The organism is Pseudomonas sp. JQ170C (assembly GCF_035581345.1).
Taxonomy (GTDB): Bacteria; Pseudomonadota; Gammaproteobacteria; order Pseudomonadales; family Pseudomonadaceae; genus Aquipseudomonas.
In genome coordinates this window covers 494,658-508,148 of the sequence record NZ_CP141608.1, presented here as the reverse complement: position 1 = coordinate 508,148, position 13,491 = coordinate 494,658, and the positions used below count along the sequence as shown (strand labels likewise).

Sequence of the window (13,491 nt, the reverse complement as noted above, 5' to 3'; positions counted from 1 at the left end):
GCGGGCCTCATCATTTCAGGTTCTGGCGCAGCAGCAAGGTGCCACCACGCTGGGTAAATTCGAGTTGTTTCAGGGCACTCATGCCCAGCAAGACCTGTTCGCCTTCCAGCCCCGGCACCACCAGGGCGCGCAGATCGCGCAACTGGATATCGCCCAGTTGCAGCGTGTCCAGGCGCGTGCGATAGCCCTCGGTGCGTCCGTTGGCGGTACTGAGCGTCACCGGAGCGCCGCGTTCAAGATCAAGCTTGCCGGCCAGCCTTTCGGGAATCGCCACATCGGTGGCACCGGTATCGAGCAGAAAATGTACCGCCTGGCCATTGATCTGGCCATCGGCGACGAAATGCCCCTGGCCGTTACCCGCCAATTGCACTTCGATATAGCCATCGCCATGCTGCGAACTGATCTGGGTATTGGGGTTGGCCTGACGCTGCTCCCAATCGCCGAAAAAGCGCGTCGCCAGGAACAGGCCGGCCGCCCAGGCAAGCACCAGCAGCACCCTGCCAGCACGCTTTCCCGGTGGCTGGCTCACGGCTTGGCGCTCCAGCCGCCTTCAGGGGCAGCAAATCGCCAGACCACCGGCCGCGACTCGCCGTCGTTGCGCGTTGCGCCGTTATTGTCCACACCGATCCAGGCGCCCTTGGCATCGATCACCAGGGCTTCGGCCAAGCCGAAGGGCTGGGTGTACTGCCGCGTCTCGGCCAGTGCATCGGCTGCGAACGACCAGCAACGCTCGACTTTCGCGGTCACTGCGTTGCGACGGCATATCCGGTGGGCATTGCGTTCCAGGGTGAAGAGCTTGTTGTTGAACAGGGCAAGGTCGGCAAAGTCCCTCGGCAACGCTCGCGCCTCGGGCATCTGCGGGGGCTGCATCTCGACGCCCGCCTCGCTCAGCAGCACACAGCCACCGGCGCAGTCCCATACCGTCTGCTGGCGATTGATCAGCAGCAAGCCGCGACGCTCGCGCTCGGCCGCCAGCCACAGGCGATCACCGGCCGGGTTTACGGCCAGGCCTTCAAACAAGGCATTGAAATGCAGCAGCATGCCGCTGGCCCGGGCCTGACGAACCAGGCTCGGGTCGATCTTCAACCAGTTCGGCTCACCGTCGACCGGCACTTGCAGCACCGCGGCATGGGCTTCACTAACCACATAGCGATTGCCGGCGGCATCACAGGTGATGGCCTCGAAGTCCAAGTCGCCACCACGCACCTTGCCAGCGGCCCAGGTACGTGAGCGCAAGCCCCAGGGCAAGCCGCTTTCCGGTACCGGGGGAGCGGCCAGCGGAATCGACACGGCCTGCCAGACCGTGGCCCGGGTATCCATGCGGTACAGCAGGTCGTCGTCGCGGTCGGATACTGCCCACAGTTCGCCCTTGCACAGGGCCAGGCCCGACAGATTGCCGCCACGCATGCCGTCGACCGGATGTTCGCTCACCAGCTTGAGCTCAGGCCAGGGTGCCGCCTGCGATGACAGGGCAAACACACCAAGTACCGCTGCCAGTAGCAGACGAATCAAGCCAGTACCTCAGCCAGGTTGCCTTTGGACTCCAGCCAGGTCTTGCGATCGCCGGCACGCTTCTTGGCCAGCAGCATGTCCATGATCTCGCGGGTACCGTCCAGGTCTTCCAGGGTCAGTTGCACCAGACGACGGGTGTTCGGGTCCATGGTGGTTTCACGCAGTTGCGGCGGGTTCATTTCACCCAGGCCCTTGAATCGGGTGACCTGTGGCTTGCCACGTTTTTTCTCGGCGACCAGGCGATCAAGAATGCCATCACGCTCGGCCTCGTCCAGGGCGTAGTAGATCTCCTTGCCCAGGTCGATACGGTACAGCGGCGGCATGGCCACATAGACGTGGCCGGCCTCGACCAGCGGGCGGAAATGCTGGACGAACAACGCACACAGCAGCGTGGCGATGTGCAGGCCGTCGGAGTCGGCGTCGGCGAGGATGCAGATCTTGCCGTAGCGCAGTTGGCTCATATCGGCCGCCCCCGGGTCGACACCGATGGCCACGGCAATATTGTGTACTTCCTGGCTGGCCAGGACCTCACCGCCATCGACTTCCCAGGTGTTCAGGATCTTGCCGCGCAGCGGCAGGATCGCCTGGAATTCCTTGTCACGCGCCTGCTTGGCCGAGCCGCCGGCCGAGTCACCCTCGACCAGGAACAGTTCGGCGCGCATCGGGTCCTGGCCGGCGCAGTCCGCCAGCTTGCCCGGCAGCGCCGGCCCCTGGGTAACGCGCTTGCGCTCGACCTTCTTGCTGGCCTTGAGACGGCGGCCGGCGTTGTTGATGGCCAGTTCGGCCAGTTGCATACCCATCTCGGGGTGCGCATTGAGCCACAGGCTGAAAGCATCCTTGACCACACCGGAAACAAACGCGGCCGCCTCGCGGGACGACAGGCGCTCCTTCGTCTGGCCGGAGAACTGCGGTTCCTGCATCTTCATCGAGAGCACGAAGGTGATGCGCTCCCAGACGTCCTCGGGGGCCAGCTTGACCCCTCGCGGCAACAGGTTACGGAACTCGCAGAACTCGCGCATGGCATCGAGCAGGCCCTGACGCAGGCCGTTGACATGGGTGCCGCCCTGGGCGGTGGGGATCAGGTTGACGTAGCTTTCCTGGACGCTGTCGCCGCCTTCCGGCAACCACAGCAGGGCCCAGTCGACAGCTTCCTTGTTGCCGGCCAGGCTGCCGCAGAACGGCTCGTCGGGCAGGCGCAGGAACTCGCTGACCGAGTCGACCAGGTAGGAACGCAGGCCGTCCTCGTAATGCCACTCGACCTTCTCGCCGCTGGCCTTGTCTTCAAAGCTGACCAGCAGCCCCGGGCACAGTACCGCCTTGGCCTTGAGCACATGCTTGAGGCGGCTGATGGAGAATTTGGGGGAATCGAAGTACTTGGGGTCCGGTGCGAAGTACACGCTGGTACCGGTGTTGCGCTTGCCGACCGAGCCGACCACTTCCAGCTCGCTGGCCTTGTAGCCATCGGCGAAGGTCATCTGGTATTCGTTGCCGTCGCGCTTGACCTTGACCCGCACCTGGCTGGACAAGGCGTTGACCACAGAAATACCCACCCCGTGCAGACCGCCGGAGAACTGGTAGTTCTTGTTGGAGAATTTACCGCCGGCATGCAGCTTGGTGAGGATCAGCTCGACCCCCGACACGCCCTCTTCAGGGTGGATGTCCACCGGCATGCCGCGCCCGTCGTCGGACACTTCCAGCGAATGGTCGGCGTGAAGGATCACCTGCACCGATTTGGCATGCCCCGCCAGGGCTTCGTCGACGCTGTTGTCGATGACTTCCTGGGCCAGGTGGTTCGGCCGGCTGGTGTCGGTGTACATGCCCGGGCGCTTGCGCACCGGGTCAAGGCCCGAGAGGACTTCGATGGCGTCTGCGTTATAGGCACTAGCGCTGGGAATGGCCATGGGGTCTCGTCGTCAGTCGTGGGTGAAAATAAGTCATCAAAATACAGAAAAATCGAGCGATTGGTACTGCTGCGGGTCTATGCCGGCAAAGCTCAGCAAGGCCGGCAGACGCTCGGCGAACCCCTGGAAACTGTGATCGCCCCCGGCCTGGATACGCAGGGCGCAAGCGCGGTAGAACTGCTCGGCCCGGCGATAGTCCAGGGTCTCATCGGCGGTTTGCAGCCAGACTTGATAGCGCGCGGCATCGGTGGGCGCGGCAACCTCAAGTTCGGCCAGGGCCTGCACGTGATCGTGGGTCAATTCCCAGGTTTCACCGGTGTAGAAGTTTTTCTGAGGCCCCAGGTACCCGTCGAACAGTTGGTGCGGGTTGACTGCGGGGTTGATCAGCAGCGCCTTGAGCCCGTGGCGCTCGGCCAGGTGGGTGGCATAGTAGCCGCCGAGCGAGCTGCCGACCAGTAATGGCGATTCGAGCTCAGCGATGTCGGCTTCAAGCTGGGCAATGGCCTGGCGAGGGTGATGATGCAAGGCCGGCACCCGCAGTTGCCCGGCCAGGCCGATCTGCTGCATTACCTCGACCAGCTGGCAGGCCTTCTTCGACGAGGGTGCACTGTTGAACCCGTGAATATAGAGAATCGATCCCGACATACCGCCCCCGCTGCACCTGTCTGGCCTGGCGTACCAGGCTGAAAAACGCGCATTTTAGCCTGTTCGACAGTGGATTGAGCGGTTTCAGCCATTCGGCAACACTTAATAGCCGTCTTCGTAGTCGATGGTGAACTCGAAGCCGGTCACCCGCGACACACCGGTGTCGATAGCGCCGTCTGGGTGCAAGCGAAGCCAGCGATAGCCCGGCGCTTGTTCGCCGACCTTGAAGTCCTCGCTCCCAGGCTCGAACTGGATGCAGGTGGAGGGAGAGGCCAACAGCCGCACTCCGTTGCGCATCTGGTCCCACTCCTGGTGGATATGCCCCCACAGCAAGGCACGCACCTGTGGATAACGATCCAGCACTGCAAACAAAGCGTCTGCATTGCGCAAGCCAATCGGCGCCATCCAGGCACAGTCGATCGGTACAGGCTGGTGGTGGAAACAGATCAGGTGATGGCGCCCGGGCGCCTCGCCCAAGGCCTGATCGAGCAACATCAGCTGGCTCTCATCCAGCACCCCGGGCACGGAGCCTGGCACGGCCGAGTTGAGCATCAGGATGCGCCAGTTGCCGATATCCACCACGGGCTCCAGCACCTGTGAGCCTTGCGCAGCCTGCTCCATCGGCAGCGGTTCGTCGTGATTGCCGGCGAGCCAGCGGGCCGGCGCCTTGAGACTCGCCGTCAGGTCGCGAAAACGGGCATAGGACGCTTGCGTGCCATCCTGTGACAGGTCGCCCGTAGCCAGCAGCAAGTCGATACGCGGCTGCTCGTCACGCACGCACGCGATGACCCGTTGCAGGCTTTCGCAGGTGTTCATGCCCAGCAATGTACGGTTCGCATCACCGAACAGGTGGCTGTCGGTCAGTTGCACCAGGCACACCGGCGAGTGGTCGTGAGGGATGGATTGTTGCGGCAAGGGCCGACTCCTTGGGCGGATTCAGCGCGATTATGGCGGCTGGCCGGGCTTGAGCAAATACTCGACAACAACCCGTGTCACATTTCAGCGAACGACAGCCAACTCATGACCGCACGCCAGGCAGTGGCTCAACCACTCGCCAAGGAACAGATTGAGCTGGGCTTTTTCGTCGGGCTGGTGCATCGCCGCATTCGGGTAGGGGTAGATGCTGCGAAAACGCCGGGCATGCTCGGCGCTGACCACTTCGGCCATGCGCGCATCGTGGTACACCTGCACCTCCAGTTGCGGCACCGGCAACCAGGGCAGGCTGTGCTCCTGGCGCACCCGCAGGGTGGTGGTGTACGGGCAGGCGAGCACCACATCCAGGACCAGCACACCCAGCATCTGGTCGCCCTGGGTCATGCCGATGCGACGCGAGCTTTGGGCGCTGCGCATATCCGGCAACAAACGCATCAAGCGCGCGTAGTTGGCCTCGCAGGCCGCTTGCAACCCGACCAGATCGACCCGGTAGCGCTCGCGCAACAGATTCACGACCATAGCCCCCTGACTTCATCTCGGTTCAAGGCCAGCCACTGCAAGGCAATGATGGTTGCCGCATTGGCGATCAGCCCATCGCGTACGGCCTGCAGCGCATCCTCGAACGCCCAGACCTTCACGCGAATATCTTCGCCCTCTTCTTCCAGGCCGTGCAGACCGCCCGCCCCAGCGCTGTCGCAACGTCCAAGATACAAGTGCACGTACTCGTCACTGCCGCCGGGGGACGGGAAATATCGCGTCATCGGCCACAGTGTCTGAAGCTTCAGCCCAGCTTCCTCCTGCGCCTCGCGGTGTGCAACTTCTTCCGGCACTTCGTCTTTATCGATCAGACCGGCGACCAGTTCGATCATCCACGGATTGGCAACCTTGCCCATGGCGCCGACGCGAAACTGCTCGATCAGCACGACTTCATCGCGCAGGGCATCGTAGGGCAGCACACACACCGCATCATGGCGCACGAACAATTCGCGGCTGATCTCCTGGCCCATGCCCCCGGCGAACAGTTCATGGCGCAGGCGCACCCGATCGAGCTGGTAGAAGCCCTTGAAGCAGTTCAGCCGCTCGACGATTTCAACGTCCTTGGGCACAGTGTTCAGCGTGTCTGACATGGGAATCCTCATAACCTCGTGTACCGCATCGCGCCATCCTAACCTGCGCACCGTCGCGTTTCACCCCTTTAAAGATAGCGCCCTGGCTGCGAGGATAGACGGCCTGCTGATGTATTGAGCTTAGTGGCGAACTGAAGGCCATGCCGACGGTCCAAGCCCGATTACCTTTGCCTTACAAGGATCATCATGACGCTTGTGAAACTGACTACCGTGGCCGTGCTGGCCCTGGCCCTGGGCGCCTGTCAAAGCTTGTTCCAGCCCAATATGCGCACGCCACTGGAGGTCAAGCGCGACCGCTGGGAGCACATCAAGCCCGGTTGCAATACGGCAGATTGCCCCCTGGTCAATATCGACACCATCCACTTCCCGGCCAATCCGAAGCTGGACGCGATCGTCGAGAAAAGCCTGCTGCAGATGACCCAGGACAACGAGCGCGATGCCCTGCCGACTTCGCTCAAGGCCTATGAAGACAAATTCATGGCCAGCGCCGAAAGCCGCCACAGCAGCTACCTGCAAGCCAAGGTACGCGAGCAGCATGACGGACTGGTGATCATCGAGCTGTCCAGCTACCTGGACACCGGCGGTGCCCACGGCATGCCCGGGCGCGGCTTCATCAACTACTCGCGCCAGCAGGACAAGGTCCTGACCCTGCAGGACATGCTGGTGCCAGGCCAGGAAGCGACCTTCTGGAAGACCGCCGAGGAAGCCCACAAGGGCTGGCTGATCAGCACGGGCATGGACAAGGACGCCGAGTTCGTCAAGACCTGGCCCTTCCGCCAGACCCCGCACATCGCCCTGACTTATGGCGCGGTGGTGCTCAAGTACGAAGTGTATGCCATCGCCCCGTATTCCATGGGCCACATCGAACTCAAGATCCCCTACCCGCGCCTGAACGGCATCATCAAGCCGGCGTTGTTTCCGGGTCGCGGCTGACGGACGGCGCCGCCATCCAGTACACGCACCCTGCCAGCAGCAAGGCGGGCAGGGTCGAGCCGACATCCGCGGCGTAGTGCGCCAGCAAATGATAGGTGGCGATCCCGCTGCCCCAGGCGACCAGCGCACGCCAGTGCAGGCTATGGATCGGGCTGGCATCGCTGCGGCGGCGACGCACGATGAAGTGATCGACCAGCACCACGCCGAACAGCGGGGCAAACACCGAGCCGATCAGTAGCAGGAAGTTCTGGTACTGCGCCATGGGCGCATAGCAGGCAATCAGGGTGCACAGCACGCCGATGGCCAGGGCCAGGTGCTCGACTTTCAGGCGAACCAGCAGGCCGGTGGAAACCGCTGCCGAATGGATATCGGCAAAGGCCTTTTCCGACTCGTCGAGCAGGATCAGCAGCAGCGGAATACCCAGGCCGGCGCCGGCCAGTGCCAGGAGCAAGGTATTGACCTCCCCTGCAGGAGCAAAGGCCAGGGTATAGGCCACACCCAGGCTCATCATCCATACGTTGCCCACGAAGTAGCCCAGTGCCGTGCCGATGAACACGCGGCTGGCATGGCGACTGAAGCGTGAATAGTCGGCAATCAGCGGCAGCCACGAAAGCGGCATGGCGATGGCGATATCGATGCCCACAGCCAGTGACATCGAGCCATCGCCGGCACGCGCCCACAGGGCGGCAAGATCGGCCTTGGCAAACAGGTTCCAGGTCAGCCACAGGCAGGCCCCGAGCAACAGCCAGATGCCCCACTTGCGCAGGATCTTGCGCACGAAGGTCAACGGCCCGCTGACCGCCAGCAAGGTCGCCAGGGCACCGAAGCACAGGGTCCAGAGCAATGGATTGGTCAGCGCGCTGCCTTCGCCGAAGGCGCGTGCGCCCAGGAGGCTCGCGGCATCGCGCATGACAATGATTTCGAATGAGCCCCAACCGATCAGTTGCAGCAGGTTGAGCAGCGCGGGCAGGCGCGCGCCATCGCGGCCCAGGCTGCGACGCAACGCGGCCATGGACGAGAGCCCCGTGTCGCTGCCGATGACGCCGACGGCCGCCAGCAGCAGGACACCCACGGACGTACCGAGGATGATGGCCAGCACCGCGTTGGCCAGGCCAAGGCCGGGGCCGAGCAAGGCGCCGGTCTGCAGGACCATCAGGCCGATGCCGAGGGAAAACCAGAGGGAGCAGAGATCGCGGCCGCTGAGGACGCGCTGCTGGGTGGTGACCGGGTGGTCGGGGGAAAATTGGCTGGGTGTGCTCACAAAGGGGATCTCGACAGGGAGAGTTTTTTTATTCTTGGGGTCTTTCGCGGGGCAAGCCCGCTCCTTCAGGAGGAGCGGGCTTGCCTCGCGATGCAGCGTCAAACCTTCTTGTACAACTGGCTGCCTTCCTGGCGGAACCGCTCGGCCTGCTCGCGCATGCCGTCCTCGACCGCTACATCCACCGCTTCAATGCGCTGATTGGCGGCGTACTCACGTACTTCCTGGGTGATTTTCATCGAACAGAACTTCGGCCCGCACATCGAGCAGAAGTGGGCGACCTTGGCCGAATCCTTGGGCAGTGTCTCGTCATGGAACGAACGCGCGGTGTCCGGATCAAGGCCCAGGTTGAACTGGTCTTCCCAACGGAACTCGAAGCGCGCCTTGGACAAGGCGTTGTCGCGGATCTGCGCGCCCGGATGGCCCTTGGCAAGGTCGGCGGCATGGGCCGCGATCTTGTAGGTGATGATGCCGGTCTTGACGTCATCCTTGTTCGGCAGGCCCAGGTGCTCCTTGGGCGTCACGTAGCAAAGCATGGCGCAACCGAACCAGCCGATCATCGCCGCACCGATACCGGAGGTGATGTGGTCGTAGCCCGGGGCGATGTCGGTGGTCAGCGGGCCAAGGGTGTAGAACGGCGCTTCGTCGCAGCACTCCAGCTGCTTGTCCATGTTCTCCTTGATCAGTTGCATCGGCACATGGCCCGGGCCTTCGATCATGCACTGCACATCGTGCTTCCAGGCGATCTTGGTCAGCTCGCCGAGGGTCTCCAGCTCACCGAATTGCGCGGCATCGTTGGCGTCGGCAATCGAGCCCGGACGCAGGCCATCGCCCAGCGAGAAGCTGACGTCGTAGGCCTTCATGATTTCGCAGATTTCGTCGAAGTGGGTATAGAGGAAGTTCTCTTTGTGATGCGCCAGGCACCACTTGGCCATGATCGAACCACCACGGCTGACGATACCGGTGACACGCTTGGCGGTCAGCGGTACATACCGCAGCAGCACGCCGGCGTGGATGGTGAAGTAGTCCACGCCCTGCTCGGCCTGCTCGATCAGGGTGTCGCGGAACAGCTCCCAGGTCAGGTCTTCGGCCACGCCGTTGACCTTTTCCAGCGCCTGGTAGATGGGCACGGTGCCGATCGGCACTGGCGAGTTGCGGATGATCCACTCGCGGGTTTCATGGATGTGCTTGCCGGTGGACAGGTCCATCACCGTGTCCGAGCCCCAGCGAATGCCCCAGGTGAGCTTGGCCACCTCTTCTTCGATGGACGAGCCCAGGGCGCTGTTGCCGATGTTGCCGTTGATCTTCACCAGGAAGTTGCGGCCGATGATCATCGGCTCCAACTCCACGTGGTTGATGTTGGCCGGAATGATCGCGCGACCGCGGGCGATTTCCTCACGGACGAATTCGGCGGTGATTTCTTTCGGGATGCTGGCACCGAAACTGTGCCCGGCGTGCTGCTGGCTCAACAGGCCAGCGGCGCGGGCCTCTTGCAGCTTCATGTTCTCGCGGATGGCAACGTATTCCATCTCCGCGGTGATGATGCCTTGGCGCGCGTAGTGCATCTGGCTGACGTTGGCGCCGGCCTTGGCGCGGCGCGGGTTGCGTACATGGGCGAAGCGCAGTTTGGTCAGCTCGGCATCGGCCAGGCGCTGCTGGCCGAAGTCCGACGACAGGCCTTCCAGGCGCTCGGTGTCACCACGGGCGTCGATCCAGGCCGAGCGCACGTCGCCCAGGCCTTTGCGCACATCGATGATGACGTCGGGATCGGTGTAGGGACCGGAGGTGTCGTAGACCAGCACCGGGGCATTAGGCTCGCCGCCGAAGTCGGTGGGGGTGTCATCCAGGCTGATTTCGCGCATGGGTACACGGATGTCCGGGCGCGAGCCTTCGACATAGATTTTGCGCGAGCGGGTGAACGGCTGTACGGACTGTTGATCGACCTGGGCCGACTCACTCAGATTGGCGTATTTTTCTTGTTTACTCATCACAGGCTCTCCAGACGGCTTCCTAGCAGTGGAATGTCGGGGGAGAACCTGAAAGGCACGGACGCACCAAGGACGGTGCTGTGCCAAATGCGCGGTGATGCCTGCAGCTGCAACGGCTGACTCGACATTCCCGGACCTGGCACAAGAGACTCGCCGGGAAAGCGAGAAATCTTGTTCCCTACGCAGGCGCTAACCTGATCAGGTTCAACGGGATCCGGATTATCCGATCTCAGCCTCAACGCAAGGCACCCCGACAAGAACGCGCCCAGTCTAGACTGGACTCACCTGCAAAGCCAACAGTACAAGCACGGCCACGATAAATGGCGCAAATGGCAGATTGTTGCAAAGTGTCCGCGCATCTACACTCACCGGTTCAGAAACACTCAATTGTTCAAGGATCGCCCTATGCTGCGCAAACTTTCACTGGCCCTTGCCGTGTCTTGTGCTACCAACGGAATGGCCTGGGCAGCAGATGTGCCCTTGTCGGCAAAGACCGACCTGGTCAGCGTCTACCAGGAAGCTGTGAACAACAACGCCGACCTCGCCGCAGCCCGCGCCGACTATGGCGCACACAAGGAAGTGGTACCCCAGGCCCGCGCCGGCCTGCTGCCGAACCTGTCGGCCGGTGCCGATATGCTGAACACCCGTACCAAGCTCGACAGCCCTTCGATTACCTCCAACCGCAGCGGCAATTCCTGGCAGGCAACCCTGGCCCAGCCGGTCTTTCGTGCCGATCGCTGGTTCCAGTTGCAAGCCGCCGAAGCGGTCAACGAACAGGCGGCCCTGGAGCTGTCGGCCACCGAGCAGAACCTGATCCTGCAAACTGCGGAAAACTACTTCGCCGTGCTGCGCGCCCAGGACACCCTGGCCTCGACCAAGGCCGAAGAAGCGGCCTTCAAGCGCCAGCTTGACCAGTCCAATGAACGTTTCGACGTAGGCCTTTCCGACAAGACCGACGTGCTCCAGTCCCAGGCCAGCTACGACACGGCACGGGCCAACCGCATCGTCGCCCAGCGCCAGGTCGACGACGCCTTTGAAGCGTTGATCACCCTCACCAACCGCTACTACAACTCGGTACAGGGCATCGTCCACACCCTGCCGGTGCAGGTACCGGTCCCCAACGACGCCAAGGCCTGGGTAGAAACCGCCGGCAAACAGAACCTCAACTTGCTGGCGACCAACCATGCCGTCGATGCTGCCGAAGAAACCCTGCGCCAGCGCAAGGCCGGGCATGCACCGACCGTGGATGCGATAGCGCAATACCAGAAAGGCGACAATGACAACCTGGGCTTCAGCAACCCCAACCTCGGCGGGACCATCAGTGGCGATGTCGAGCAGACCAGCGTCGGCCTGCAGCTGAACATCCCGATCTACAGCGGCGGCCTGATCAGCTCCCAGGTGCGTGAGGCGTACCAGCGCTTGAACCAGACCGAACAGCAGCGCGAAAGCCTGCGCCGCCAGGTGGTGGAAAACACCCGTAACCTGCACCGCGCGGTGAACACCGACGTAGAACAGGTACAGGCGCGCAAGCAGTCGATCATCTCCAACCAGAGCGCGCTGGAAGCCACGGAAATCGGCTACCAGGTCGGTACCCGCAACATCGTCGACGTGCTCGATGCCCAGCGCCAGCTGTACACCTCGGTGCGCGACTACAACAACACCCGCTACGACTACATTCTCGACAACCTGCGCCTGAAGCAGGCGGCGGGCACCTTGAGCCCGCAGGATCTGACGGACTTGGCCCGGTACTTGAAACCGGACTACAACCCGGACAAGGACTTCCTGCCGCCTGATCTGGCGGCTGCGGCCAAGGCGAATTTCGACGCCAGGCCTTGAACCCATCGCCGGCAATGCCGGCTCCCACACGCGAAAGTGCGGGGGCCGGCATTGCCAGCGATAGAACGCACCGCGTTATTGAATCAACCGCCCCAAACCTTCCAGCAAGCGCTGCAACGCGCCCTGGTTGGCTTTCATCACCGCCCGCCCCGCCTCGCCCATGCGCTGCGCATCCTGCGGCAACTCGATCAGGCGCTGAACCTGCGCCGCCAGCCCCTGGGCATCCTCCACCTCCTGCAACGCCCCTGCCTCGCGCAACATCGCCGCGATTTCCAGGAAGTTGAACAGGTGCGGCCCACTGAGCACAGGCAATGACAAGGCCGCCGGCTCCAGCAAGTTATGCCCGCCATTGGGCACCAGGCTACCGCCTACGAAGGCGATATCGGCCAGCGCATAGAGGAACAGCAGCTCCCCCATGGTGTCGCCCAGCAACACGGCGGTTTCTGCATTCACCGGCTCGGCGCTGGAGCGGCGGATCGTCGGGAACTGCGCACAGCACAACTCGAACACCGTGTTGAACCGCTCCGGGTGCCGCGGCACCAGGATCAGCAAGGCGTCGGCATGCTGCGCGAGCAACTGGCGATGGGCGGCGAGAATCACTTCGTCTTCGCCTTCATGGGTGCTGGCGGCGATCCACACCGGGCGCTGGCTGGCCTGCCACTGTGCCCGCAGGTCACGCGCGCGGGGCAGCAGTTGCTCGTCGATGCGCAGATCGAACTTGATCGAGCCGGTCACTTGCACGCATTGCGCCCGTGCCCCCAGTTGGCGGAAGCGCTCGGCTTCGGCCTCGGTCTGCACGGCAATGAAATTCATCTCGGCCAGCATCGGCCGGGTCAGCCCGGCAAAGCGGGCATAGCCACGGGCCGAACGCTCGGACAATCGCGCATTGGCCAGGGCTACCGGGATACCGCGCCTGGCGCATTGGTGGATGTGGTTGGGCCAAAGCTCGGTCTCCATGATCACCGCCAGCCGGGGCTGGATATGATCAAGGAAGCGCCCGGCGGCCCAAGGCAGGTCATAGGGCAGGTAACAATGCTGGATCCGTGGCTCGTCGGCGAACATCGCTTGCACGCGCTCAGAGCCGGTCGGGGTCATGCAGGTGATGGTGATCGGCAGCTGTGGATAAGCCTTGAGCAGCGCGCGGATCATCGGCGCGGCGGCAATGCTCTCGCCCACCGACACGGCATGCACCCAAATCCCGCCCTTGGCCATGGCCGGCAGGTTCAGGGCAAAGCGTTCGCCGATGCGTTGAGCATAAGCCGGCGCCTTGCGTGAGCGCAGGAACAGGCGCAGCGCAACCAGCGGCAGGCCCAGGTGAAACAGCAGGGAATAAAGGGTTCTGTTCATGGTGCCAAAGT

Annotated in this window: 12 protein-coding genes and 1 riboswitch; of the genes, 2 read left to right on the top strand and 10 right to left on the bottom strand. The window is 63.1% G+C overall.

The genetic code is table 11. The annotated features are described in order from the left end of the window. Window positions 1–10 precede the first annotated feature (10 nt). From U9R80_RS02215 to U9R80_RS02185, 7 genes are all read right to left on the bottom strand, one after another. Complete coding sequence (locus tag U9R80_RS02215; protein ID WP_301838310.1) at window positions 11–529, bottom strand: retropepsin-like aspartic protease family protein; 519 nt, start codon at window positions 527–529, stop codon at window positions 11–13. Beyond that, entirely contained in the window at window positions 526–1,512 is a 987-nt protein-coding gene (locus U9R80_RS02210; protein WP_301838312.1) for an esterase-like activity of phytase family protein, read from the bottom strand. The genes U9R80_RS02215 and U9R80_RS02210 overlap by 4 nt, the downstream gene beginning before the upstream one ends. After that, window positions 1,509–3,413, bottom strand: coding sequence for a DNA topoisomerase IV subunit B (parE, locus tag U9R80_RS02205; RefSeq protein WP_301838313.1), 1,905 nt, complete (start codon window positions 3,411–3,413; stop codon window positions 1,509–1,511). Before parE ends, U9R80_RS02210 begins: the two co-directional genes overlap by 4 nt. Before the next feature lie 36 nt (window positions 3,414–3,449). Next, window positions 3,450–4,058 (bottom strand): YqiA/YcfP family alpha/beta fold hydrolase, encoded by a 609-nt coding sequence (locus U9R80_RS02200; RefSeq protein ID WP_301838314.1) that lies wholly within the window; start codon window positions 4,056–4,058, stop codon window positions 3,450–3,452. A gap of 102 nt (window positions 4,059–4,160) precedes the next feature. Then, the gene (gene cpdA, locus U9R80_RS02195; RefSeq protein ID WP_301838315.1) at window positions 4,161–4,973 is read right to left on the bottom strand and encodes a 3',5'-cyclic-AMP phosphodiesterase; all 813 of its coding nucleotides are present in this window, start codon (window positions 4,971–4,973) and stop codon (window positions 4,161–4,163) included. An 84-nt stretch (window positions 4,974–5,057) separates the two neighbouring features. Further along, window positions 5,058–5,510 carry a DUF1249 domain-containing protein gene (locus U9R80_RS02190; protein WP_028945651.1) on the bottom strand — a complete coding sequence of 151 codons (453 nt, stop codon included), beginning with the start codon at window positions 5,508–5,510 and terminating at the stop codon, window positions 5,058–5,060. Further along, on the bottom strand, window positions 5,501–6,118 hold the full coding sequence (locus tag U9R80_RS02185; RefSeq protein WP_301838317.1) for an NUDIX domain-containing protein: 618 nt from the start codon (window positions 6,116–6,118) through the stop codon (window positions 5,501–5,503). Before U9R80_RS02185 ends, U9R80_RS02190 begins: the two co-directional genes overlap by 10 nt. 186 nt (window positions 6,119–6,304) lie before the next feature. Between U9R80_RS02185 and U9R80_RS02180 the strand changes: the two genes are divergently transcribed. After that, entirely contained in the window at window positions 6,305–7,051 is a 747-nt protein-coding gene (locus tag U9R80_RS02180; RefSeq protein WP_301838319.1) for an RsiV family protein, read from the top strand. Here the strand turns inward: U9R80_RS02180 and cytX are convergent. Both cytX and thiC read right to left on the bottom strand, forming a co-directional pair. Continuing rightward, window positions 7,020–8,312, bottom strand: a complete 1,293-nt coding sequence (gene cytX, locus U9R80_RS02175) for a putative hydroxymethylpyrimidine transporter CytX (protein ID WP_301838320.1) — start codon at window positions 8,310–8,312, stop codon at window positions 7,020–7,022. The genes U9R80_RS02180 and cytX overlap by 32 nt on opposite strands. 98 nt (window positions 8,313–8,410) lie before the next feature. Next, entirely contained in the window at window positions 8,411–10,297 is a 1,887-nt protein-coding gene (thiC, locus tag U9R80_RS02170) for a phosphomethylpyrimidine synthase ThiC (protein WP_301838321.1), read from the bottom strand. Window positions 10,298–10,455: 158 nt separating this feature from the next. Next, a riboswitch (TPP riboswitch) is annotated at window positions 10,456–10,560 on the bottom strand. A 142-nt stretch (window positions 10,561–10,702) separates the two neighbouring features. Between thiC and U9R80_RS02165 the strand changes: the two genes are divergently transcribed. Beyond that, entirely contained in the window at window positions 10,703–12,133 is a 1,431-nt protein-coding gene (locus U9R80_RS02165; RefSeq protein ID WP_301838322.1) for a TolC family outer membrane protein, read from the top strand. A 75-nt stretch (window positions 12,134–12,208) separates the two neighbouring features. Here the strand turns inward: U9R80_RS02165 and waaA are convergent, their stop codons facing one another. Next, window positions 12,209–13,480, bottom strand: a complete 1,272-nt coding sequence (waaA, locus tag U9R80_RS02160) for a lipid IV(A) 3-deoxy-D-manno-octulosonic acid transferase (RefSeq protein ID WP_301838323.1) — start codon at window positions 13,478–13,480, stop codon at window positions 12,209–12,211. Window positions 13,481–13,491 lie beyond the last annotated feature (11 nt).

Excerpts from the sequence above, each read along its gene's own strand:
- thiC (WP_301838321.1), bottom strand. The coding sequence starts at position 10,297 with ATGAGTAAACAAGAAAAATACGCCAATCTGAGTGAGTCGGCCCAGGTC.
- parE (WP_301838313.1), bottom strand. The coding sequence starts at position 3,413 with ATGGCCATTCCCAGCGCTAGTGCCTATAACGCAGACGCCATCGAAGTC.
- U9R80_RS02200 (WP_301838314.1), bottom strand. The coding sequence starts at position 4,058 with ATGTCGGGATCGATTCTCTATATTCACGGGTTCAACAGTGCACCCTCG.
- U9R80_RS02165 (WP_301838322.1), top strand. The coding sequence starts at position 10,703 with ATGCTGCGCAAACTTTCACTGGCCCTTGCCGTGTCTTGTGCTACCAAC.
- U9R80_RS02180 (WP_301838319.1), top strand. The coding sequence starts at position 6,305 with ATGACGCTTGTGAAACTGACTACCGTGGCCGTGCTGGCCCTGGCCCTG.
- U9R80_RS02190 (WP_028945651.1), bottom strand. The coding sequence starts at position 5,510 with ATGGTCGTGAATCTGTTGCGCGAGCGCTACCGGGTCGATCTGGTCGGG.
- U9R80_RS02185 (WP_301838317.1), bottom strand. The coding sequence starts at position 6,118 with ATGTCAGACACGCTGAACACTGTGCCCAAGGACGTTGAAATCGTCGAG.
- waaA (WP_301838323.1), bottom strand. The coding sequence starts at position 13,480 with ATGAACAGAACCCTTTATTCCCTGCTGTTTCACCTGGGCCTGCCGCTG.